General features: G+C 61.2%; 17 protein-coding genes and 2 tRNA genes. 10 read left to right on the forward strand and 9 right to left on the reverse strand.

The genetic code is table 11. The features are described from left to right. Positions 1–853: 853 nt before the first annotated feature. Positions 854–3,466 (reverse strand): ATP-dependent Clp protease ATP-binding subunit, encoded by a 2,613-nt coding sequence (locus KLP40_RS19020; protein WP_215595423.1) that lies wholly within the window; start codon positions 3,464–3,466, stop codon positions 854–856. Between the two features lie 122 nt (positions 3,467–3,588). Continuing rightward, positions 3,589–4,227, reverse strand: coding sequence for a WbqC family protein (locus KLP40_RS19025; RefSeq protein WP_215595424.1), 639 nt, complete (start codon positions 4,225–4,227; stop codon positions 3,589–3,591). Between the two features lie 86 nt (positions 4,228–4,313). Between KLP40_RS19025 and KLP40_RS19030 the strand changes: the two genes are divergently transcribed. Beyond that, positions 4,314–5,348 carry a hypothetical protein gene (locus KLP40_RS19030; RefSeq protein WP_215595425.1) on the forward strand — a complete coding sequence of 345 codons (1,035 nt, stop codon included), beginning with the start codon at positions 4,314–4,316 and terminating at the stop codon, positions 5,346–5,348. Beyond that, entirely contained in the window at positions 5,345–6,235 is an 891-nt protein-coding gene (locus KLP40_RS19035; RefSeq protein WP_215595426.1) for a lysophospholipid acyltransferase family protein, read from the forward strand. Before KLP40_RS19030 ends, KLP40_RS19035 begins: the two co-directional genes overlap by 4 nt. Before the next feature lie 107 nt (positions 6,236–6,342). On the opposite strand, the gene KLP40_RS19040 is transcribed toward KLP40_RS19035, so the two are convergent. Then, on the reverse strand, positions 6,343–6,972 hold the full coding sequence (locus KLP40_RS19040) for an L-threonylcarbamoyladenylate synthase (protein ID WP_215595427.1): 630 nt from the start codon (positions 6,970–6,972) through the stop codon (positions 6,343–6,345). A gap of 208 nt (positions 6,973–7,180) precedes the next feature. Continuing rightward, positions 7,181–8,164, reverse strand: a complete 984-nt coding sequence (locus KLP40_RS19045) for a T9SS type A sorting domain-containing protein (protein ID WP_215595428.1) — start codon at positions 8,162–8,164, stop codon at positions 7,181–7,183. Between the two features lie 134 nt (positions 8,165–8,298). Between KLP40_RS19045 and mltG the strand changes: the two genes are divergently transcribed. The 7 genes from mltG to KLP40_RS19080 all read left to right on the forward strand — a co-directional run bounded on the left by mltG (position 8,299) and on the right by KLP40_RS19080 (position 13,325). Next, complete coding sequence (mltG, locus tag KLP40_RS19050) at positions 8,299–9,375, forward strand: endolytic transglycosylase MltG (RefSeq protein WP_215595429.1); 1,077 nt, start codon at positions 8,299–8,301, stop codon at positions 9,373–9,375. A 115-nt stretch (positions 9,376–9,490) separates the two neighbouring features. Further along, positions 9,491–9,991, forward strand: a complete 501-nt coding sequence (locus tag KLP40_RS19055) for an acyl-CoA thioesterase (RefSeq protein ID WP_215595430.1) — start codon at positions 9,491–9,493, stop codon at positions 9,989–9,991. A gap of 138 nt (positions 9,992–10,129) precedes the next feature. Continuing rightward, positions 10,130–11,116 carry a YihY/virulence factor BrkB family protein gene (locus tag KLP40_RS19060; RefSeq protein ID WP_215595431.1) on the forward strand — a complete coding sequence of 329 codons (987 nt, stop codon included), beginning with the start codon at positions 10,130–10,132 and terminating at the stop codon, positions 11,114–11,116. A 114-nt stretch (positions 11,117–11,230) separates the two neighbouring features. Continuing rightward, positions 11,231–11,317: transfer RNA gene (locus KLP40_RS19065), tRNA-Ser, on the forward strand. A 77-nt stretch (positions 11,318–11,394) separates the two neighbouring features. Then, positions 11,395–11,479: transfer RNA gene (locus KLP40_RS19070), tRNA-Ser, on the forward strand. 208 nt (positions 11,480–11,687) lie between these two features. After that, positions 11,688–12,047: a hypothetical protein gene (locus KLP40_RS19075; protein WP_215595432.1), complete on the forward strand. Its 360-nt coding sequence runs from the start codon at positions 11,688–11,690 to the stop codon at positions 12,045–12,047. Positions 12,048–12,083: 36 nt separating this feature from the next. Then, complete coding sequence (locus KLP40_RS19080) at positions 12,084–13,325, forward strand: PAS domain-containing protein (RefSeq protein WP_215595433.1); 1,242 nt, start codon at positions 12,084–12,086, stop codon at positions 13,323–13,325. Between the two features lie 116 nt (positions 13,326–13,441). On the opposite strand, the gene KLP40_RS19085 is transcribed toward KLP40_RS19080, so the two are convergent. The 4 genes from KLP40_RS19085 to KLP40_RS19100 form a co-directional block, all read right to left on the reverse strand. Beyond that, entirely contained in the window at positions 13,442–14,590 is a 1,149-nt protein-coding gene (locus KLP40_RS19085; RefSeq protein ID WP_215595434.1) for an efflux RND transporter periplasmic adaptor subunit, read from the reverse strand. 137 nt (positions 14,591–14,727) lie between these two features. After that, positions 14,728–15,972, reverse strand: a complete 1,245-nt coding sequence (locus tag KLP40_RS19090) for a TolC family protein (RefSeq protein WP_215595435.1) — start codon at positions 15,970–15,972, stop codon at positions 14,728–14,730. A 157-nt stretch (positions 15,973–16,129) separates the two neighbouring features. After that, positions 16,130–19,291, reverse strand: a complete 3,162-nt coding sequence (locus tag KLP40_RS19095) for an efflux RND transporter permease subunit (RefSeq protein ID WP_215595436.1) — start codon at positions 19,289–19,291, stop codon at positions 16,130–16,132. A 218-nt stretch (positions 19,292–19,509) separates the two neighbouring features. Further along, positions 19,510–19,929 carry a hypothetical protein gene (locus KLP40_RS19100; protein WP_215595437.1) on the reverse strand — a complete coding sequence of 140 codons (420 nt, stop codon included), beginning with the start codon at positions 19,927–19,929 and terminating at the stop codon, positions 19,510–19,512. A 300-nt stretch (positions 19,930–20,229) separates the two neighbouring features. On the opposite strand from KLP40_RS19100, the gene KLP40_RS19105 reads away from it, so the two are divergent. After that, a complete protein-coding gene (locus KLP40_RS19105) occupies positions 20,230–21,486 on the forward strand; it encodes a zinc dependent phospholipase C family protein (RefSeq protein WP_215595438.1) in 1,257 nt (418 codons plus the stop codon). 69 nt (positions 21,487–21,555) lie between these two features. On the opposite strand, the gene KLP40_RS19110 is transcribed toward KLP40_RS19105, so the two are convergent. Beyond that, a complete protein-coding gene (locus tag KLP40_RS19110; protein WP_215595439.1) occupies positions 21,556–22,986 on the reverse strand; it encodes a TolC family protein in 1,431 nt (476 codons plus the stop codon). Between the last annotated feature and the right edge of the window lie 9 nt (positions 22,987–22,995).

Here is a 22,995-nt window from a genome sequence, read left to right on the forward strand (position 1 = left end):
GGCCAGGTGCTCGGCCAAGTAAGTGCCGGTGTAGTTGACCTGGCTGCTGAGCAGAAACTGGCCATACAATTGAGCGGTGACTTTCATGGGCTTGGTACGCTGAGAAAGCCGTTTGCGTAAGTCCTAGCTAAGAGATACTTCAGGTCCCAATAGCATCCGTACACCGTTCAAGAAACCTCCATAGTCGCCTCAATTGCGAATAGAGATTGTAGTAGTTGGTTTTGATATGGATTATTAAGTTTGCAAAGCAATATAATGCACAAATGAAATGATAAATTTTCTGGAGAATGCAGTTTTCAACAGAAATGAACGTAGTCTTAAAAAATATCTTGCATTTGATCAGCCGATGAAAATAGATTCAAGTCATTATGGGTTAATCGCAGAAGCTCTATCAGGTCTTTGGCATGCCCAGCATGAGGACTTAGTAAGTTTGATTTGCCTAAATAATTTAATTGATGACCGATTTGTGCGACCAATATTTAACATTGCCTCCAAAAGAGAAGTTTTCAGATGGTACGATGATGAACTAGAGTCTACTTTAAGGAAGTGTGTTCACGTACTGAAAATGATTAATTCAACAAAATAGAACGAAATGATAAAAAAATTAGAGAGTCTAAATAGCGAAAATGTTAAATCAATTTTAGAAATGTATAAGTAGATTTTTAACACATAAATTTAATTTAATTAAATCGTATCGTATATAAATTGTGTGTATTTTGTAATTACCACCTAAGTATTTTAAGATATATTCACATGTGCGATTCTAAATTACACTCAAAATGGTCCTAAAAAACCGGCCGGCTCCCTTACAGGAACCGGCCGGTTTCATTGCAACTTAGACGAATTACTCACTCTACTTCTTCGAGTCCGTGGATTCGTCGTTGTCAGGCTCAGGAGCTTCCTCGGGCCGCTCGTCGCTGGCCAGATTGGGCGTCTCGCCGCTCTTGCTCACGGCAAAGACCAGTTCTTCGGCCCCGGCCGTGTAGTCGGCGGTGATGACGTCGCCCTGGGCAATTTCTGCCTTCAGGATTTCCTCGGCAATCGGGTCTTCGATGTACTTCTGGATGGCCCGGTTCAGCGGACGTGCGCCGTATTTGGGGTCGTAGCCTTTCTCGGCCACGAAGTCCTTGGCGGCTTCGGTCAGCTCCACGCGGTAGCCCAGCGTCTGGATGCGGCCCAGCAGCTTGCTGAGGCTGATGTCGATGATCTTGTGGATATCGGCTTTCTCCAGCGAGTTGAAGACCACCACATCGTCGAGACGGTTCAGGAACTCAGGCGAGAAGGTTTTGCGCAGGGCGTTGGTGATGGTGCCCTTCGTCAGCTCGTCCATGTTCTCCTGCCGCGCCTTGGTACCGAAACCGATGCCGGCACCGAAGTCCTGCAAATCACGCGCCCCGATGTTCGAGGTCATGATGATGATGGTGTTGCGGAAGTCCACCTTGCGGCCCAGGCCGTCGGTCAGGATACCGTCGTCGAGCACCTGCAGCAGGATGTTGTACACATCCGGGTGCGCCTTCTCAATCTCGTCGAGCAGGATAACCGAGTACGGCTTGCGGCGGATTTTCTCCGTCAGCTGACCGCCCTCTTCGTAGCCCACGTAGCCGGGAGGCGCGCCCACCAGGCGCGAGATGCTGAATTTCTCCATGTACTCCGACATGTCGATCCGCACCAGCGAATCTTCCTTGTCGAAGAGATAAGTGGCCAGCACCTTCGCCAGCTCCGTTTTGCCTACGCCCGTGGGGCCCAGGAATACGAAGGAGCCGATGGGCTTCTTGGGGTCTTTCAGGCCGACGCGGGTCCGCTGGATGGCTTTCACCAACTGCTGGATGGCCTTGTCCTGACCGATTACCTTGCCTTTCAGCTCTTCGCCCATGTTCAGGAGCTTGGAGCTTTCCTTCTGGGCCACGCGCGAAACGGGGATGCCGGTCATCATGGCAATAACCTCGGCCACGTTTTCCTCCTTCACGGTGTAGCGCTTCTTTTTGGTCTCCTCTTCCCAGTCCTTCTTGGCTGATTCGAGCTGATCAATGAGCTTCTTTTCCGTGTCGCGGAGCTTGGCGGCTTCCTCGTACTTCTGCGACTTCACCACGCGGTTTTTCTCGCCCTTGATGTTCTCAATCTGCTCTTCGAGCTTGAGAATATCCTCAGGCACCACGATGTTGTTGATGTGCACGCGGGCACCGGCCTCGTCGAGAATGTCGATGGCCTTGTCGGGCAGGAACCGGTCGGACATGTAGCGGTCCGACAGCTTTACGCAGGCCTCAATGGCCTTGTCGGTGTACACCACGTGGTGGTGGTCCTGGTACTTGTCCTTGATATTGTTCAGGATTTCAATCGTCTCCTCGGGCGTGGTGGGGTCCACCATCACCATCTGGAAACGACGAGCCAGCGCGCCGTCCTTCTCAATATACTGACGATACTCGTCGAGCGTAGTCGCGCCAATGCATTGAATTTCGCCGCGGGCCAGAGCCGGCTTGAACATGTTGGAAGCATCCAGCGAGCCGGAGGCACCGCCAGCGCCCACAATCGTGTGCAGCTCGTCAATGAACAGGATAACGTCGGGCGACTTTTCCAGCTCGTTCATCACGGCCTTCATGCGCTCCTCAAACTGGCCGCGGTACTTGGTACCGGCCACCAGGGAGGCAAGGTCGAGGGTAACCACGCGCTTCCCGAACAGCACCCGCGACACCTTCTTCTGGATGATGCGCAAAGCGAGGCCTTCGGCAATAGCCGTTTTACCAACGCCGGGCTCCCCGATGAGGATGGGGTTGTTCTTCTTGCGGCGCGAAAGGATCTGGGCAACGCGCTCAATCTCCTTTTCGCGGCCCACAATGGGGTCGAGCTTATCTTCCTCAGCCAGCTTGGTCAGATCGCGGCCGAAGTTGTCGAGCACGGGCGTACGCGACTTCTCGTTGCCTTTTTTGGGAGTCGCGCCCGCCCCGGCACCGCCACGGCCTGCACTGCCCCCAAAGAGGCGGTCGTTGTCATCGTCATCGGCCTCAGGGCCGGAGGTGGGGTTGTTCGCCGAGTTACCGTGGTAGTCCAGCGAATCGCGGACGGATTCGTAGTTCACGTTGAATTTGCTCAGGATTTGGGACGAAATATTGTCTTCATCACGCAGAATCGAAAGGAGCAGGTGCTCCGTACCGATAATTTCGCTCTTGAAGATTTTGGCCTCTAGGTAGGTAATCTTGAGGACTTTCTCGGTCTGTTTGGTCAGCGGGATGGAGCCGGTGATGCTCGTGCCCTGCGTGGCCGTGTTGCGGGTGGCCTGCTCCAAGGCATATTTCAGCTCGTCCACGGATACGCCCAGTTTCTTGAGCAAACCGATGGCCGTGCCTTCGCCTTCGCGAATCATACCCAGCAACAGGTGTTCAGTACCGATATAGTCGTGCCCGAGCCGGATGGCCTCTTCCCGGCTCAGGGAGATGACCTCCTTGACTCTGTTTGAGAATTTAGCTTCCATGCAGATAAGGTAGTGAAGAAAAACGGAACCCCGCAAGCCGAATGGAGGCCTGTTTTGCGGGTTTGGCCGATGTAATCTGAAAACAGATTGAGTCGGGCGTTGGTTCGGGGCGACTCTGGCTACTACGTGAGAAAAGAGCCGGCGGCCGGACCCTGCATGAACAGCAGGTCTAAGATGCTGAGGCCCGGTACAAAATCTTTACCAAAGGTCTGTACGTACGGCCGACCCGACTTCCTGTCAGGTTCCGGAGTTGCAGTTGTTTTGGGCGTCAGCCAATCGCGCCGGTCCAGCACAGGGGAAGGGAAGTCGGGAGATGGGGAAGTGAAGGGAACGTACTCCGAGGTCAGGTGAATGGGCAGACGCAGGCGCAGGCAGCGGAAATAGAACCGGAGCAGGGCCTCGTTCAGCTCGAACAGCCGCCGGGGCTTCTGCTGGTAGATATCGTGCAGATACTCGGCGTAATACTCGAAGTACGGGGTGCCGCCGTAAGCGGTTTGCAGGGTGCGCCAGTGGCGGTGCACCCAGTTCTGGCGGTAGTCGATTTCGATTTCCGAAGTCAGGACTTTTTCGCTGCGGTTACCATCTATTACGGGGATGGTGAGCGGCTGTACACCCTGGGCCGTGAGGATGAGGCAGCGGTTGCGGTAGGTTTGTTTGCGGTAATTCTCGTGCGCTTCCAGCCAAAGGGCTTCGGCCCCGAGCAATTCGGCAAAAAACGCGGCGGGTGGGTTGTACTGAGTTTCGAACAGAACGGCGGGCATGGGCGGGCAGAAAGGGCCCAGATACGTTCGGGCCGCATAAAAACGAAGATGGATAACGAAGTAACGGCTTTACGGCCGATTGCCGGGTGCGGTCTTATCTGCCCGTTGTCCGGCAACCTGTAGTAAATCGTGGTCGTTCTAACAGCATATCACCGGAAAAATGGCAATTTTGCCCCGGCAGGCCGGAGTTTTTTCAAGGTGAAGTCTTCGGCTTTCCTTGCCCATATCGCTATACTGACACGATGACCGGATTTCAGCGTCTGTTGCTCTTATTGCTACTGCTGTGCCTGCGCGCTCCGGCTGCCCCGGCCCAGTTGCTGTTAGACGTTAGCCGTTTTCGCAACGAGAATGAGAGCGTGAAGGGCGGGGTAGTGGAAGTATACGTGACTGTTTCGGGCCAGCAGCTGACATACCAGCGCCGTGGGCCTAAGCTGTACCAGGCCGGGGCCGTTGTAACGCTGGAAGCCATTCGGCCTGATGGTGCGGCCGAATATCAGGAAACCATCACGCTTAAACCGCCGGTACTGCGCGATACCACCGCCGCCATTAAAAATCCTGTCAGCTTCCAGAAACGAATCAATTTACCCGAAGGCCGCTACACGCTAAGGGCCCGCATGCGCGACCAATACCGGGCTGCTTCCACGGCCTTGGTGGAGCAGCCGCTGGTGGTAGAATTTGCTGGTACAGGGCCGATGATGAGCGACGTGGTTTTGCTGGCTAAGCCCGCCAGCCGCGCGGCCGTGGAGGCGAATAACTTTATCCGCAACGGCCTGACCCTGGCGCGGGCACCCGCCGGCCTTTACGCCCGGGGGCAGGAAAAACTGTTTTTCTACGCCGAACTTTACCATGTACCGGCCGGTCAGCCCCTGGTGCTGCGCTACTATTTGCGGGGCCCACAAGGCACCCCGGAGCTGATAAGCGGAAAGGCAGTGGTGCAGGGCAGCGAAGGCAAGCCCACCGTGCTTGCCGGCGAGCTGGACCTGAGCAAAGTGCCCGCCGGTAACTACCAACTGATGGTGGAGGTTCGCAACCCCAGAAACCAGGTAATCGCCTCGCAGACAACCAATGTGCGCCGTGAACCCGCCGAATACGCTCCTGCCGGGGCAACAATTTCCCGATGAACGCATCCGTTGCTACGTATGCGTGGTATTTTCGCCTGCTGGATGGGCTGCTGAGAGCTGTTTCCAGCCTGCCGCTGGCGGTATTGTACGGGCTGGCCAGAGTGTTGTACTGGCTGATGGCTTATGGGCTGCGCTACCGCCGAAGCGTCGTGCTCACTAATCTGCGGAATTCATTCCCAGAAAAGCCGGAGTCTGAAATCCGGCAGGTTGCCAGGGGGTTCTACTGGCACTTTGCCCAGGTAATTGTTGAGATTCTGAAGCTGCGCACTATTAAAGCGGCGGAACTGGAGCAGCGCGTAAGGTTCACTAATCCGGAAGTACTGGGCCGGTTTTTTCCCCTGGAGCGGCAGGTGCTCACCCTGGGCTCCCACGCCGGCAACTGGGAGTGGATTCTGTCGGCAGCGGCGCTGGAGTACCCGGGTCGGGCCGGCGGCGTGTACAAGCCCCTGACGAATCCGTTTTTTGAAGCGTTTATGCGCTCCTTGCGCGGGCGGCTGGGCGCGCACCTGGTGCCCATGGTAAGCACCCTGCGCGATTTGGTGCGCCACCGCGGCCAGGGCCGCACTCTGAGCCTGCTCTCCGACCAGGCCGCCGGCCCCGAAGATTACCCGTACTGGACCACTTTCCTGCACCAGGATACCCCCTTCTATACCGGGGCCGACAAGCTGGCTGCCCAGTTCCAGTGCGCGGCCGTGTACGTGGGTATCCGGCGGGTCCGGCGCGGGTATTATGAAATTACGTTCACGGAACTCCACGACGGCCTGAGTACGCTGCCGCCCACCGAACACCGCCTCACCGAGGCCTTCGCCCGCCAGCTCGAACGCGACATCCAGGCCAGTCCCACGGACTACCTCTGGAGCCACCGCCGCTGGAAGCATAAGCGGTGAAAAGGTGAGGTGGTGAGATAGTGAAATGGTGAGTTGAAGTTCGCATGGCTCTACCTGCGCGGCCAGAACGTCCACTCACCATTTCACTATCTCACCACCTCGCCCTATCACAGATACTGCTCAATATCGCCGGCGCCCTGACGGATGATGTCGAAGTCGTCGTTGGTGCAATCGACCACGGTGCTGGCGATGTTGTTACCGAAACCGCCATCAATGACCAGATCGACCAGGGGGCGATACTTCTCAAAAATCAGGTCGGGGTCGGTGCTGTACTCCAGGATTTCGTCGTCGTCGCGGATGGACGTGCTGATGATGGGGTTGCCAAGTTCTTTCACCAGCAGGGCGCAAATCTGATTATCGGGAATGCGGATGCCCACGGTTTTACGCTTCACGCCGCCGTAGCGCGGAGCCTTGGTGCTGGCCTCAAAGATAAAGGTAAACGGCCCGGGCAACGCTTTCTTGAGCACTTTGTACACGGGCGTGGTAATGCCATTGGCATAGTCCGTGATATGCGACAAATCGGAGCAGATAAACGAGAGGTTGGCCTTGTCGGGCTGTACGCCCTTGAGACGGCAGAGTTTTTCCACGGCACGGGCATTGTTGATGTCGCAGCCCAGGCCGTAAATCGTGTCGGTCGGGTAGATGATGACGCCCCCTTTGCGGATGATTTCTACCGCCTGCTGAATGCGGTTCAGGGGCGGATTATCGGGGTGAATGCGAAGCAGCGTAGCGGACATAAGCAGAAACAGGATGGAGTAAGCGTGGGCCCCGGTACCAGTCGGCGCCGGGGCGGTCAATGTACAAGCGAAGTCAGTAACCTGCTACTGTTTTCGGTAAAAAGGGTAGTGGGGTTGCTTCACGCTGCCTGCGAACCGGCTTGGCGAGACAAAAAAAGAGCCCCGGCCAACCGGCCAGGGCTCTTTCATGCAGGAAAATAAGCGCTGCTTACTGCTTCACGATTTTGTGCGAAGTCAGCGTGTTGCCATCCTGCACCAGCAGCATGTACTGACCGGCCGGCAGGGCGCTCAGGCTGAACGAGCCATCCAAGGCGGAAGCACCCCGGAGCACGGTGCGGCCCATCAGGTCGGTTACCGTAACGGCCGTTTTGGCAGTGCGGCCGGCCACCTGAATCGTCAGGTTGTTGGCCGAGGGGTTCGGGAAAACGCGCACGTTGCCGGCCGTCAGGGCCTTGCGGGTGCTCAGCGGCGTCGTACCCGTAGAAAGAGCAAAGTTGTCAACCGCCAGCAGGGCGTCGTTGCCCGTATCGTTGTTATCCTTCCAGCGAATCCACATCGTAGTGCCGGCCGGCCAGGTGATGCCTGTGAGCGAACCTGCCAGTGAAGCACGGTTGGCGGCGTCATTGCCGTTAATAGCAGTATTAGATGTGTTGGCGTTGGCCAGCTCCGTTACGTTCAGGGTTGCAACAGGCGTCCAGGTACCCGTATTCAGGCTGGTGGCATCTAGGCTGTACTCGAAAGACAGCACCTCGTTCTGGTTATCTAAGGCACCGGACTTCCATTGCTCGCCTTGGTACGCTACGTTTACTTGCGTGACGTCGGCTCCTGTAGTATTCGTGAAAGCAGCTCCGAAAGCAGGCGTGGTGGAGTTGGAGGAGATTGAACCCATCGCCCGGTCGTTGTCGTTGGCGGCTCCAACATTGTATACCCCACCAGAACCTGCACTGCCATCGGTAGCTGTCAGATTCAGGTCCTGACCAATCGCACCCGTACCCGCAAAGCGGAGGCCAGACCAACCGGCCGGATAAGCAGTACCCGTGGGGCCGATGCCGTCGAAGTCCTGGGTGTAAATAACACCTGATGCAACGCTGATGGGCGTAACAGCCTGGGCCGAGGCCGCTACGGTACCCAGGCTCAGGCCCAGGCCCAGCAGGGCGCGAAACAAATTTTTAGAGTTGTAAGCGTGTTGCATGGTAGAAAGAAAAAAAGAGAAGTGAAAATCCAGAACGCGTACTTTTGAGCACCTAAAGATACCCTAATCAGGAGCGACTCTGCAAACGAAGTCGTTTGAGGGTATGTTACCGTTATATTACCCCACCTCGCCTCATGGCCAACACCCGCATCGATTACAAGGCCAATGCCACCCGCCGCCGCAACCGGTTTGCCTACATCACCGGCATCTTCGGGCTGATTCTCATTACTTTCTCTTACTACTTTTACCAGGTGTTCTTCACGCCCAACGTGGAAACCAAGGGCCGCCCCACCTACGTGGTGGTGCGTCGGGGGCAGTCGGCCAAGGCGGTGCTGGACTCCATTGACGCTTCCGGGGTGATTGTGGACAAGCTCAGCCTGCACTTTGTGGCCCGGCTCATGAAGTACGAGCAGCTGGTGAAGCCCGGCCGCTACGAGCTCAAGGATGGTTACACCAACCGCCAGCTCATCAATGACCTGCGTACCGGCAGCAACCGCCTGCCCCTGCGCCTGACCTTCCAGAACATCCGCCTGCGGCAGGACCTGGCCCAGAAGCTGGCCGCCACCATTGATGCCCGCCCGGCCCGGTTCGACAGCCTGCTCAGCTCCCCGGCGTATACCAAAAGTCTGGGCTTCGACACGACCAGCATCCTGACGATGTTCATCCCGAACACCTACGAGCTGCCCTGGAACGCCTCCGCCGAAAACGTGCTGCAGCGCCTGAAGAAGGAGTACGAGAAATTCTGGACGCCCGCCCGCGACGCCCAGCGCAAAGAACTGGGGCTGACCCGGGCCGAGGTGAGCACCCTGGCCAGCATTGTGGAGGCCGAGCAGCAGCAGCACGCCGACGAGCGGCCCCGGGTGGCGGGCGTGTACCTCAACCGCCTCCAGCGCGGCATGAAGCTCCAGGCCGACCCCACAGTGGTGTACGCCAACCAGGATTTCACCATCAAGCGGGTGCTCAACGTGCACCTGACCAAGGACTCGCCCTACAATACGTACAAGTACGCCGGCCTGCCGCCCGGCCCCATCAACCTGCCCAGCATTGCCAGCATCGACGCCGTGCTCAACCCCGAAAGCCACCAGTACCTGTACTTCTGCGCTAAGGAGGACTTCAGCGGCTACCACGCCTTCGCCCGCAACGAGCAGGAGCACCTGATAAATGCCCGCCGCTACCAGGCCGCCCTCAGCCGGGCCGGGATTATGAAATAAGTTGTCAGTTGTCGGTTGTTAGTTGTCAGGCTGTCCTGTTAGCTGCAAGTAACCATCAACCGGCATCCGGCATCTAATAACTAACAACTGACAACGAGCAACTGACAACTTATCCATGTACTCCTCCGATACCCAGATCCGCGTGCGGTATGCCGAAACCGACCAGATGGGCTACGTCTATCACGGCAACTACGCGGCCTATTTTGAGGTGTGCCGCACCGAGGCGTTCCGGCAACTGGGCATCAGCTATAAGGCCCTGGAAGCCGAGGGCGTGGGCATGCCGGTGGGCGAAATCCGGACCCGGTTCCGCCGCCCCGCCCGCTACGACGACCTGCTCACGGTGCGCCTGCTGCTGCGGCAGCCCGCCGAGGGCACCCGGGTCATGTTCGAGTATGAAATCTACAACGAAGCCGCCGAGCTGCTCACCGAAGGCCACACTCTGATGGTGTTCGTGAGCATGGCCACCGGCCGGCCCGTACCCATTCCGCCCGATATCCTGGCCAAACTCGCGCCCTACTTCTCCGACGACGAAACGGCCGGCCCGCTTACCCCGCCCAAAACCCCGGTGGACGCACCCGCCCCGGCCGCCTTCCTGAAAGGAGGAGCCAAAGGGTAAGAATGAGAGAAACGGGCAGCGGGTAGTCAGGCCGCAGGCGCCGCAAGGCCCGGGGCAGTACCTTGCGCATCCTGTCCGGACCGGCCGCTGCTAACTCGGCATGCTCCCGGTTCCCACCTTTTCAATTTCCTCCGCTCTATGCAGTCCCCCGTTCGCCGGTATCATTTGCCCGATGTGCGTCGCCGCCGCAGTTACCGGCGCCTCATCGTGCTGCTGAAGCGGCTGCGGTTTGCGGGGGGGCGGGCCTCGGTGTACGATGTAATTGCGCGGCTGCTGCAGGAAATCAAGCTCGATGGGCTGGCCAAGCGGGCCAGCTACATGGCCTTTAACTTCACCATTGCCATATTTCCCACCATCATTTTCCTGTTCACGCTCATTCCCTACATCCCGGTTCCGAACCTGAACGTCGACATCCTGCAGTTTCTCTCCGACCTGATTCCGCGGGAGATGTACCGGGCAATTTCGGGCACCATTGAGGATATCGTGAACATTCAGCACGGAGGGTTGCTTTCGTTCGGTTTTGGGGCGGCCCTGGTGCTGAGCTCCAATGGCCTGATGGCTTTGCTCGACGCCTTCGAGAAGAAATATCCTTCCTTCAAGAAGCGCACCTACGTGCGCAAGCGCGTCATTGCCACCCTGCTCACGGTGGTGCTCTCGGCGGTGCTGCTGGTGGCCGTGGTCGGCATCTTCTTCGGCACCTACATCATCGATACGCTGGTGTACAAAGAGGTAGTGCCCGAGGCCATGACCGACCAGCTGACCACGCTGCTGCGCTACGGCTCGGTGGTGGCGCTGTTTCTGCTTACTACCAGCCTCGTGTACTACTACGTGCCCCCGGTGCACGATAAATGGCCCTTTATATCGGTAGGGGCTATTATAGCCACGCTGCTGATTTTTCTCGTGTCGTTCCTGTTCATTCTCTACGTCCGGATTTTTGACAGCTACAACCACTTCTACGGCTCCGTAGGTACGCTCGTGGGGTTTATGGTGTGGCTGGATTTCGTGTGCATGACCCTGATTCTGGGCTTTGAGGTAAACGTGAGCATTGATGCCGTAACGGGCGGGGCCAAGCGCCCGGGCTGGCTGGGGCGGGTCCGGCGCTCAGGGCGGGTCGTAAATAATTAGTGCCTGAAAATGAGGGGATAACCGCGCGGGCAAAGAAAATTTTGCCTGCCACGCTTGTTCCTGCCCGAAACGTGGATACTTTTGCCATCCCAAACCACTTTACTTGGGCCTTACAGAGAGGTGGCAGAGTGGTCGAATGCGACGGATTCGAAATCCGTTATACCTGCAAGGGTATCGGGGGTTCGAATCCCCCCCTCTCTGCAAAAGGCTTTTTCAGCGCTTGAAAAAGCCTTTTTTCCTGTTACCCGGGGCGGCAACGCACTTGAAACACCTCATCCAGAGGAGTGGCAGAGTGGTCGATTGCGGCGGTCTTGAAAACCGTTGAGGGTTAAACCTCCGGGGGTTCGAATCCCTCCTCCTCTGCGAAAACCGCCCGGCCGGCAACAGGTCAAAAAAAAGCTCCCCGGTACCCGCCGGGGAGCTTTTTTTGTAGGTGCGAACTGCTTCCGGCGAAGAGTATGACTCAGGCATTTAGATGGCCGGGAAGTAATCTGCCAATTTTTTCTTTTCCTTTGGAAGGACTGCTGGCGCATATTTTGCTTGCCCGCCGGCTACACTTTTGCCCGCCTTTATGTCTGACGTGCTTTTCGACGTTAATCTGCAGCAGCTGCCGGACGATTTCCTGACGGGCGTGTGGCGGGTGGCCGATCGGGTGCTGAACCGAACTGATCCGGCCAGCGCCCTGGCCCGGGCCGAGCAGTTCAGTCTGCAGGCCGGCCGCCTGCAGGTCTCGGCCCCCGGCCTGCACGACAGCGGCCGCTGGCGCGTACAGCGCGACGAGCTGCTGAACCGCCCGTATCTGGAGCTGGAGCTGGGCCAGGAGCAGACGCGCGCGCTGGTAACCCGCCTGCGCCGCTCGCGTACCGGCTCCGAGAGCCAACTAAGTCTGTATTTTCAATCGGGCATGGAAATGCAGCTGGCCCAGCCGTAATCCCGTTCCGTTGTCCGCCCCGTTGTCCGATTCTATATGTCTTCCTCTGATTCCGTAATTCCCGGCCGGCCGGCGCACTCGGCCTTTGCCAGCTCCATTTTACTGGCCACCACCAACGCCCAGGGGGAAGTGCTGTTCGCCAACGCTCAGTTTCTGCAATTTGCGGGCCTTAGCCGGTCCCAGCTGAGTGCGCAGTGGCCCACGCTGGTTCACCCCGACGACCAGGCGCGGGTGGCAGCTGATTGGGCACAGGCCCTGGCCCGGCAGCTGCCGTATCAGATGGAGTTCCGCCTCCGCCGCCACGATGGCCTCTACCGCTGGGTGCGCAGCACGGGGCACCCGCAGTTCAGCGATGAGCAGCAGCTGCAGCAGTGGGTAGTGAGCGTGGTGGATGTGGAAGCGCTGCGCGAGAGCAGCGCCCTGGACCCCGAGCACGACTTCAGCTTCCTGGTGGAGCTGATTCCGCAGCTGGTCTGGACTACGGACCCCGCCGGTTTTCATACCTACTTCAATCAGCGCTGGACTGACTTCACCGGCTATACCCTGGCCGACAGCGTGGGACCGGATATGTGGAACAACCTGCTGCATCCCGACGACCAGGAGCTGGCCCGCCGGGTGTGGGGCCACTCTTTGGCCACCGGCGAGTTCTATGAAATCGAGTACCGCTTCAAGTCCCGGGAGGGAGATTACCGCTGGTTTCTGGGGCAGGCCCTGCCCGTGCGCAACGAGGCCGGTGAGCTGGTAAAGTGGTTCGGGACCTGCACCGATATTCACGACCAGAAAATGCAGGAACTGGCCTTGCGCAAGCGCGAAGCCGATTTTACCACCCTGGCCAACGCCATTCCGCAGCTGGCCTGGATGGCCGACGAAACCGGCTCCATTTTCTGGTACAATCAGCAGTGGTTCCGCTACACCGGCACCACGCTGGAAGAAATGGCCGGCTGGGGCTGGCAGAAGGTCCACCACCCGGATTACGTGGCGGCCGTGCGCGAGAAGTTCGGGCAGGCCATTGCCGCGGGCGAAATCTGGGAGGACACCTTCCCGCTGCGCCGCCACGATGGCGACTACCGCTGGTTTCTGAGCCGGGCCCTGCCCGTGCGCGATGAAGCCGGCCACATCGTGCGCTGGTGCGGCACCAACACCGATATCACCGAGCAGAAGCAACTCCAGGAGCAGCTGGAGCGTGCCTACTCCGACCTGGAAGCCAAAGTCATGTTCCGGACCCTGGATCTGGAGCGCGAAGTGCAGGAGCTACGTCAGCGCCTGGGAGAGGGGTAGAGTTTAGAAGTTGGAAAGTTTAGAAGTTAAAAAGTGGGCGGCCCCGGCAAAAAGCACATTGCTCGCCGGGGCCGCCCACTTTCTAACTTCTAAACCTCCCAACTTCTAAACTCAACCTACTCCGCGTCCTGACCCTTCTTCAGCTCGGCATCGAGGAAATAGGCGCCGTGGCGGACCAGCCGGGTGGTATCGGCGCCGGGGTCGAGGAGGGTGACGACCACGTCGCCATTCTCACTGGGGCCGGTTTGCACGCGGTGGCGGCGGTAGGCACCGGGACCGAGGCGGGCGAAGATGTAGCTGAACTCGCCGGCCTGCACCACGGCGTCTTCGGGCAGGGTGGGCTGGCGGGCGCCGGCCGTCTGGATGTGGGCCGCCACGTACTGACCGGGCAGCACGTCGTCGCGCTCGGGCTCCAGGTGGGCGTGCACGCTCACGGTGCGGCCGTCGTCGTTGAAGGCCTTGCCCACCAGGAACACCCGCGCCGTCAAGTCCTCGTTGGAGCCCCGGCTGGGAATCTTGAACAGAATGGGCTGGCCGACTTTCACCCGCGCGATGTCGCGTTCGAAGACCTTGAGCTCCAGGTGCAGGTCGGAGCGGTCCACCACTTCCACCAGCACGTCCTGGGGATTCACGAACTGGCCGGGGTTGATGTTGACCGCCTTCACGTAGCCTCTGATGGGCGACACCAGCGGCACGGTGGGTGAAATGCGGCCTTGGTCGAGCTGGCTGATGGAAATGCCCAGCATACGTAGCTGCCCGGCGGTGGCGCGCATCATGGCCTGCTCGGCCGTGTACTCGCTCTGGGCCTGCTGGAGCTTGCGCCTGGCGCCCACGTCCTCGGCATCGAGAATGCGCTGACGCTCCAGCTCCTGGGCCAGAAACTGCACCCGGGCCTTGCTCTGGAGGTAGTCCTGCTGGAGCTTGAGGTAGTCGGGGTGGCGCAGCACGGCCACTACGCCGCCCTTGGTTACCTGCTGGCCCGGCAGCACGGCCACGCTCTGCACGTAGCCGCCCAGCACCGCCGAAATGGAGGCCTGGTTCTGGGGCGGTACGTCGATGCTGCCGTTGGCCTGCACATCGGAAGTCATGTTTTTCCAGGCAAAGGAGCCGGTTTCAAGGCCGGCCGCTTTCTCCTGGGCCGGGTTCACCTGCACTATGCCGGGACTGGCCGCCGGTGCGGATTTCCCGGTGGTTTCGGGTTCTGTGGCTTTGTCGGAGCCGCAAGCCGCGGCGAGCAGGGCGAGGAAGAAAAAGGCGTATTTCATATAGAGGGTGCCGGATTTTCCCGGATGGAAGCCCGGGACGAGTCAGCGAAAAATTCAAGGAAGAAACAGAAGGAAAGTAGCAAAACGCTCCGTAGCCCCGGGCTTCAGCCCTGGGACCCAAAATGCGTCCGGGGCCCTTACAGGTCGTGGCCGGCGAGGGAGAGCAGCTGCAGGGCCAGGTCGTTGTAGCGCTGCACCTGGTCGAGGTGGGCGGCGCGGATCTGCCAGGCGGGCTCCGTGTTCACCACGTACTCCACGTAGTCGATGTCGCCGGCCCGGAAGCTTTTCTCGGCGGTATCGAGGATGAGGCGGGCCTGGGGCAGGGCCGTTTGCTCGTAGTAGGTGAGCGAGGCGCGGGCCCGGCTGAGCTGGCGGCGCAGGTTCGCGAGCTGACCGCCGAGCTGGGTGGCGGCGTAATGCAGCTGGGTTTCGGCCGCCTGCTCGCCAAGGCGGGCGGCCTCGATGCGGCTTTTCTGCACCCCGCCCAGCAGGGGCACGGCCACCCCGGCCTGCACCACGTGGAAGACCCTTTCCTGGTTGATGGTCTGGGTGAAATAGCCCAGGCGCAGGTCGGGCAGGCGGCGCAGCTCTTCCACCCGGGTCTGGCGCTTGCTCACTTCCACTTCCTGCTCCAATAGGCCCAGCAGCGGGTTGGTGGCGGCCGTCAGCCCGGCCGTATCGGCAGGGGCCAGGGCCACCACGGCGGCGGCCGTGGTATCGATGCGGGCGGGCCGGGGCTGGTTCAGGAGCACGGAAAGCTGCTGACGGAGCACCTCCTGGTCGGTGCGGGCCAGGGCCAGGCGGTTCTGCAGTTCCAGCTGCCGGGCCTGGGCCGACACCTGCTCGAGGCGGTTGGTGGCTCCGGTCTGGTAGCGGATGCGGGCGGCCCGGGCAGCGCGCTGGTAGAGGCTGTCCTGGCGGCGCAGCAAAGCCACGCGGCGGTAGCTGAGCAGCAGCTCGTAATAGGTGCTGCGGATGGTGCGGGTCAGGTCGCGGCGCTGCTGGCGCACGCGCTGCTCGGCGCTGCCCACCTGGCCTTCCAGCAGGCGGCGCTGGGCGCTGTAGAGGCCGGGCAGGGCCGTTTGCTGCACAATGTTGAAGCTCTGGTCGCGCAGGGGGCCGGAAATCTGGCCTATCTGGTAGTCGGCCACGGTGCGGGGCAGGTCGTAGCCGGTGCGGGAGAGGGCGCGCTGGCGCTCGATTTCGAGGCGGCCGCTTTGCGTGAGCAGACTCTGGCTCAGGCCGGCTTGCAGGATCTGATCCAGGGTGAGGCCCGCTTCGCCCGGCGGCCCGGCAGCGGCGGGCGGGGGCAGGGTGCGGGGCGTGGTCTGGGCGCGCAGGAAGCCGGGAATCAAAAGCAGGAAAAGCAGCAGAATACGCATGGGAGCTGGGCCGAAGGTGGGTGATGGGTAGAATATGAGGAGTGCGGCGAATGTGAGAAATGTGGCGAATGTGCAGAATGAGAGGAATTGGGCTGATGAGTAGCCGTTACACCTGCACATTCGCCACATTTCTCACATTCTGCACATTGCATCAGCTTTACAGCTCGTGGTGGTCCCGGATTTCGGCCAGCAGCTCGGGGCTGGGTTCAGTGGGGCTGGGCTCGCCGTCCTTGGTGAAGAAGGTGTAGAGCACGGGCAGCACCACCAGCGTGAGCAGGGTGGCCGTGAGCAGGCCGCCGATAACGACGGTGGCCAGGGGTTTCTGTACTTCGGCGCCGCCGGAGGTGCTCAGGGCCATCGGCAGGAAACCGAGGGAGGCCACGGCCGCCGTGAGCAGTACCGGCCGGAACCGCTCGTGGGTGGCCCTGAGCACCCGCTCGCGCACTGATTCGACGCCGGCCAACGCCAGCTCGTTGATGCTGGCCACCAGCACAATGCCGTTGAGCACGGCCACCCCGAACAGGGCAATGAAGCCCACCCCGGCCGAGATGCTGAATGGCATCCCGCGCAGCCACAGGCCCAGAATCCCGCCGATGGCCGCCAGCGGAATGCCCGTGAAAATCAGGCCGGCCTGCTTGAGGGAGCGGAAGGAAAGGTAGAGCAGCAGGAAAATCAGGAGCAGGGCCACCGGGACGGCCACGGCCAGCCGGGCCTTGGCCTGCTGCAGGTTCTCGAACTGCCCGCCGTACTCCAGGGAGTAACCGGCCGGTAGCTGCAGGCCGCCGTCGAGCCGGGCCTGAATGTCCTGGACCAGGCTTTCTACGTCGCGGTTGCGCACGTTCACGCCGATGTTAATGCGGCGGCGGGCATCATCGCGCGAAACCTGGGTGGGGGCGTTGCGGAACTCCACCCGGGCCACTTCCTCCAGGGGCACTTTCTGGCCATTGGGCAAATCCACGTAGAGGGCGCGCAGGTCCTCAATGCCGCGGCGGTGCAGGCTGTCGAGGCGCAGCACCAGGTCGAAGCGCCGCTCGCCCTCGTACACCTGCCCGGCCACGTCGCCGGCGAAGGAGGCGCGCAGCAGCGTATTCAGGTCGTTCACGCGCAGGCCGTACTGGGCCATTTTTTGGCGGTTGTAGGTCACGCGCAACTGGGGCAGGGCGGCAATCTGCTCCACCTTCAGGTCGCCCACGCCGGCCAGGGGGCGGATGAGGTCCGCCGCCTCGCTGGCCTTTTCGAAGAGCAGGTCCAGGTCGTCGCCGTAAATCTTGATGCTGATATCCGACTTCACGCCCGAAATCAGCTCGTTAAAGCGCATCTGAATGGGTTGCTGAAACTCCAGGCTCACGCCCGGCACGCCGGCCAAGGCCGCGCTCATGCGGTTGGCCAGCTCCTCGCGGGAATGGGCCGAGGTCCATTCCTGCTGGGGCCTGAGCACCACAATCTGGTCCGAGTCCTCCAGGCTCATGGGGTCGGTGGGGATTTCCGAAGTGCCGATTTTGCCCACTACCTGCTCCACTTCCGGAAACTGGCGGAGCAGAATCTGCTGCACGCGGGAGGTAGTGGCAATGCTCTGGGTCAGGGAGGAGCCGGGCGCCAGCGCCACGTTCACGGCAAAGTCGCCCTCGTCGAGCTGGGGAATAAACTCGCCGCCCAGGCGGGCAAACGCCACGCCCGCCAGCCCCAGCAGGCCCGCTGCCCCGGCGGCCACCAGTGCGCGCCGGCGCAGCGCCCCCCGGATAATGGGCGCGTAGCCGCGCTGCAGAAACTTCATAATCCGGTCGGAGAGCGTGCCTTCCTCCTTGATATCCTTGCGCAGAGCCCAGGCCGACACGGCCGGCACGTAGGTCAGGCACAGCAGCATGGCCCCCACAATGGCGAAGCTCACGGTGAGGGCCATGGGCCGGAACATCTTGCCCTCGATGCCGGTGAGGGCCAGAATGGGCAGGTACACGATGAGAATGATGAGCTGGCCGAACAGGGCGGAGCGCATCATGCGGGTGGCGGCCGTTTCGGCTACCTGGTCCAGGGTTTCGTGCGCGGCCCGCTCGCGGAAGTGCACGAGGTGGAAAATCATGGCTTCCACGATAATGACGGCCCCGTCCACAATCAGCCCGAAATCCAGGGCCCCGAGGCTCATCAGGTTGGCCGACACGCCGAAGGTGTGCATCAGGCCCAGGGCAAAGAGCATGCACAGCGGAATCATGGAGGCCACCACCAGGCCGGCCCGCCAGTTGCCCAGCAGCACCAGCAGCACTAGCATCACGATGAGGCCGCCTTCCAGCAGGTTCTGGGCCACGGTATGGATGGCGGTGTCCACGAGCTTGGTGCGGTCGAGGAAGGGGCGCACGAACAGGCCCGCGGGCAGCTGCTTGTTTATCTGGGCCACCCGTTCCTTCACGCCCTTGATGGTCTGCTCCGAGGAAGCGCCCTTGAGCATGAGCACGATGCCGCCCACGGTTTCGCCCTCGCCGTTGCGGGTCATGGCCCCGTAGCGCACCGAGTGGCCGAAGCGCACCTCGGCCACGTCGCGCACCAGCAGGGGCACGCCGCCGGCCTGCTTAATCACCATGCTGCCCACGTCCTGGAGGGAGGCCGCGCGGCCCTCGCCCCGGATGAAGTAGGCGTTGGGGCCGCGCTCGAGGTAGCTGCCGCCGGTGTTGGCGTTGCCGGCTCCCAGGGCTGCGTAAAGCTCGGCCATGCTCACGCCGCTGGCGTTGAGGCGCTCGGGGTTCACGCTCACTTCGTACTGGCGCACGTAGCCGCCGAAGCTGCTCACGTCCACCACGCCGGGCACGCCGGCCAGCTGGCGCTTTACCACCCAATCCTGCACTTCGCGCAGCTTGGGCAGGGAATATTGCTGCTCGAAGCCGGGCCTGATGCCGATGGTGTACTGGAAAATTTCGCCCAGGCCGGTGGTGATGGGGGCCATTTCGGGGCGGCCCAGGCCCGGGCCCAGGTCGCCCTCGGCGGTGCGGATTTTCTCGGCTACCAGCTGGCGGGTTTGCAGGGTCGGCACGTCGTCCTCGAACACCACGGTAATGACCGAGAGGCCGAAGCGGGAGATGGAGCGCACGCCCGTTACGCCGGGAATGGTGCGCAGCTGGAGCTCCAGCGGAATGGTGAGAAGCTGTTCAACCTCCTGGGCGGCCAGGGCCGGACTCTGGGTGATGACCTGGACCTGGTTGTTGGTCACGTCGGGAATGGCATCGAGCGGCAGGTGAGCGGCCGAATAGCCGCCCCAGACCACGAGGGCCACGAGCAGCAGCACCACAAACAGCTTGTTGTGGATGCTGGCCCGGATAATGCGGGAAAGCATAGAAAAAAGGAGAAGCCTTTTTTCGGTTTTTAGGGGCTGGTTTGTGGTTTTTGATCAGGCAGTTTCAACCCGAGCAATGACCAGGAGTAGTAGTAGCGCAATTTCAGCGGTTAGCCGGTAGTGTCGCCCGACTAATCACCAAAAACCAAAAACCAGCAACAAAAAACCAAAAAGGAATGAGCAATAAGAACACACGGCGCCCGGGGGCACCAGCGGGGCTAAGCTCGGGGCGGCTGCAGCAGGGTGCGGCTCCCGCGGAAGGCATACAGGGAGCCGGGGGCGGGGCGGTAGGCGCGGGCGGGCCACGCTACGGGCCGGGGCCGCGTGACCGTCAGGGCCGGATTCGGCACCACAAAGCTCACCGGCACGCAGTTATGATGCTGGTGCTCCAAAGGAAGCTTCTGGTGGTCCTGGGCGTCGCGGGAGGAGACGGGGTTGCGGTGGTGGCGGGCACCCTGGGGGCCGTAGTGCAGGGCCAGAAACGCCAGGGGCGAGAGGCGGCCGCCGGCCAGGGCGCGGTGGTAGCGGTAGTGGCGGGCCAGCTCGGGCAGCTTGGTCAGCTCCGCGAAGTCGTTGCGGGGCACCAGGCCACTCACAAGCATTAGCAGGCCCAGGAAAAAAGCTACCACCGGTTTCATGGCGCAAAGGTAGCGGCCCGGCTGCGGAATCAGGTAAAAAAACCGCTGCAAGGCGAAATTTGGAACTGATCTGAATTTAGACACCCCGAATCCGGCCACTCGTCTGCCAGGCTGTTAGTCCCAGGGCCGGAGCCGCCGCGGCTCGGTCTGCCGCTGGCAGCCGCCCTGGGTGCCCGCACGTACGCCTCCATCCCAACGGAGGCACAACCACCGGCGGGGCGGGTGCGTACGTGTGGGCACCCACGGCAGAGCTTATGCGCCCGGCCGGGCGCTTTGTCTATGTTAAAATGGATTGTTGTTGTGGTTGCGTTGCTGAGCCTAGCCACGCATCCGGCTTCGGCCTACTCGGTGCTCACCCACCAGGCCAACGTAGATTCCACCTGGGAGCCCTGCCTGCTGCCGCTGCTGCAGAGCCGCTACCCCGGTGCTACCGCCGAGGAACTGCTCGAGGCCAAGGCCTACGCCTACGGGGGCTCCATTTTGCAGGACATGGGCTATTATCCCTTCGGCTCGGAGCTGTTCACCAACCTCACGCACTACGTGCGCAGCGGCGACTTCGTGCGCAACCTGCTCGAGGAGGCCCGTGGGCGCAACGAGTACGCCTTCGCTCTGGGTGCCCTGGCCCACTACGCGGCCGACATCAACGGCCACCCTGCCGGCACCAACAAGGCCATGCCCAGCGTGTACCCCGAGCTCCAGGCAAAATTCGGCAACAGCATCACCTACGAGGAGGCTCCTATTCAGCATACCCAGCTGGAATTTGCCTTCGATGTGGTGCAGGTAGCTTCGGGGCGCTACCGCACGGCCGACTACCAGCGCTCCATCGGCTTTAAGGTAGATAAGCCGGTGCTGGAGCGGGCCTTTCTGAAGACCTACGGGCTGGAGCTGGGCCAGGTGATTTTCAATGTGGACCTGGCCGTGAGCTCGTTCCGGTTTGCCGTGCGCAGCCTCATTCCCATTGCCAGCCGGGCCGCGTGGCAGTCGAAGAAGGGCGATATCCGCAAGGGAGTGCCCCAGGCCCGCCGCCGCGAGTACGTGTACAAGGAGAGCGAGCGGGAATACCGTAAGCGCTACGGCAGCGACTATGAGCACCCCGGCACCGGGGCCCGCATTCTGTCGTACTTCATCCGGGTACTGCCCAAAATCGGACCCCTCAAGCCCTTCGCCTTCAAACTGCCGACCCCGGAGGCGCAGCAACTGTTTCGGGCCAGCTTCCGCGAGGTGCTCAAGGATTATTGCCGCCACCTGGAGGCCCAGCCCCGCGATACGGCTGCCCCCGCGTCCCCGCTGCCCAACACCGATTTCGATACCGGCCGCCCTACCAGAATCGGGGAGTACGCCCTCACCGACGCCACATACGGCGAGTGGCTGCGCAAACTGGCCGACAAGAAGTTTGAGTACCTGTCGGCCGCGCAGAAAAGCAACCTGCTGGCCTTTTTCCAGAACGCAGCCCAGGCTCCGGTGGATGAGGATGAAAAGGAGCAGGATAAGCGCCGGGAAACTCAGGCGGCGCTCCGGGCCCTGCAGGCTACCGAGCCGGCGGCCGGCAGGCCCTGAGTCCGGGTCCAGAGCCGGGGCCGTAACGGCTTGCTGGGAAGCTGCCCCGCCGAGGCAACCGGGGAGATACTAGGGCTGCGTTTGCGGCTCGCGCACCAGGCCGCTGCTGAGGCGGCGCAGAATGATTTCGGCCTGCTTGGCCTGGTAGCGGATATCGAGCAGGCGGGTTTCGGCTTGGAGCTGGGTGCGCTGGGCTTCGCGCAGGGCCAGGGGCGTGAGCAGGCCCAGGCGGTAGCGTTCCAGGGCAATGGCCACGTTTTCGCGGGCCAGCAGAATGTTCGATTCCTCCAGCTCCAGCAGCTGCAAGCGGTTCAGGTACTGGGCCCAGGCCTGTTCGGCTTCGGCGTCGAGCCGGAGCTGAACCTGCTCGAGCTGGAGCTGACTCTGGTCTTCGTAGATGCGGGCATTTTGCTCCTGGCGGTTCTTGTTGAAGCCGTCGAAGATGGGAATGGAGGCCACCAGACCGTAGTTGAAGCCGTTGGTGAGGGTGGTGGTGGTGCCCAGCTCCCGGGTGCCGGGCAGGAAGGCGGCCCCGTTGAAGTTGCTGTTGCGGCTGTAGCCGGAAGTGAGGCCCACCTGCGGAAACCGGGAGGCCCGCACCAGCCGCCGGTCGTAGGTGGCCACGGCCGTGTTGGTAAGCGCCTGTTGCAGGCGGGGGTTGTTCTGGCGGATGGCAGCCAGCACACTCTCGCGCTCCAGGTTGCGGGCCACCACAATAGAATCCTGGGGCCGGAAGTCGAGATTGGGGTTGCGGCCCAGCAGGTTGTTGAGGTTAATTTTAGCCGTTTTCAGGGCTTCCTGCTGCTGAATGAGGACCGAGCGGTCGGCGTTGTAATCGACCCGGGCGGTCAGCACTTCCACCTTGGCACTCACGCCCACGTCCACCCGCGCCTGGGTCAGGTCGATGCGGGCCTGGCCGATTTTGAGGGCTTCCTCGATGGAATAAATCTTGCCGGATTCGCGCACCACCACGAAGTAGGCATCGGTGATGCTGGCCACGGTTTCCTCCACCACGGCGCGCGTCAGCTGGCGCTGCCCTTGCTCCAGGCTCCGGAGCCGGTCGTAGGCGATGAACATGCCCAGGCCATCAAAAATCGTCCAGGTGGCCGCGACGTTGGCCTGGAGCTGGTTGGTGGGCACGTTGTTGTTGGTGCGCGGGTCACCCTGGCTGAACTCCTGGCGCAGGTTGTTGCGGTTGAAGTTGCGCACGAAGTTGCCGGCCACTACGGGCAACTGGCCGGCGTTGCCGCGGGTTACTTCGTTTTCGGCCACGCGCTCATCCTGGCGGGAAACGCGGATGGCGTAGTTGTTTTCCACCCCCAGGCGGATGGCCTCGGCCAGGGAGAGGGGTGGGGCAGGGGCCACGGTGGCGGGCTTCTCCGTCTGGGGCTTGCTCTGGGGTTGGGTGGTCGTCTCGCTGCGGGAAGGCAGCACCGGCTGCTGGGCCAGCAGGGGCGGGGCGGCCGTCAGCAGGAAAACCGAAAGGGACAGGAAACGCATGGAGGTTAT

It is taken from the genome of Hymenobacter piscis, assembly GCF_018760735.1.
Taxonomy (GTDB): Bacteria; Bacteroidota; Bacteroidia; order Cytophagales; family Hymenobacteraceae; genus Hymenobacter; species Hymenobacter piscis.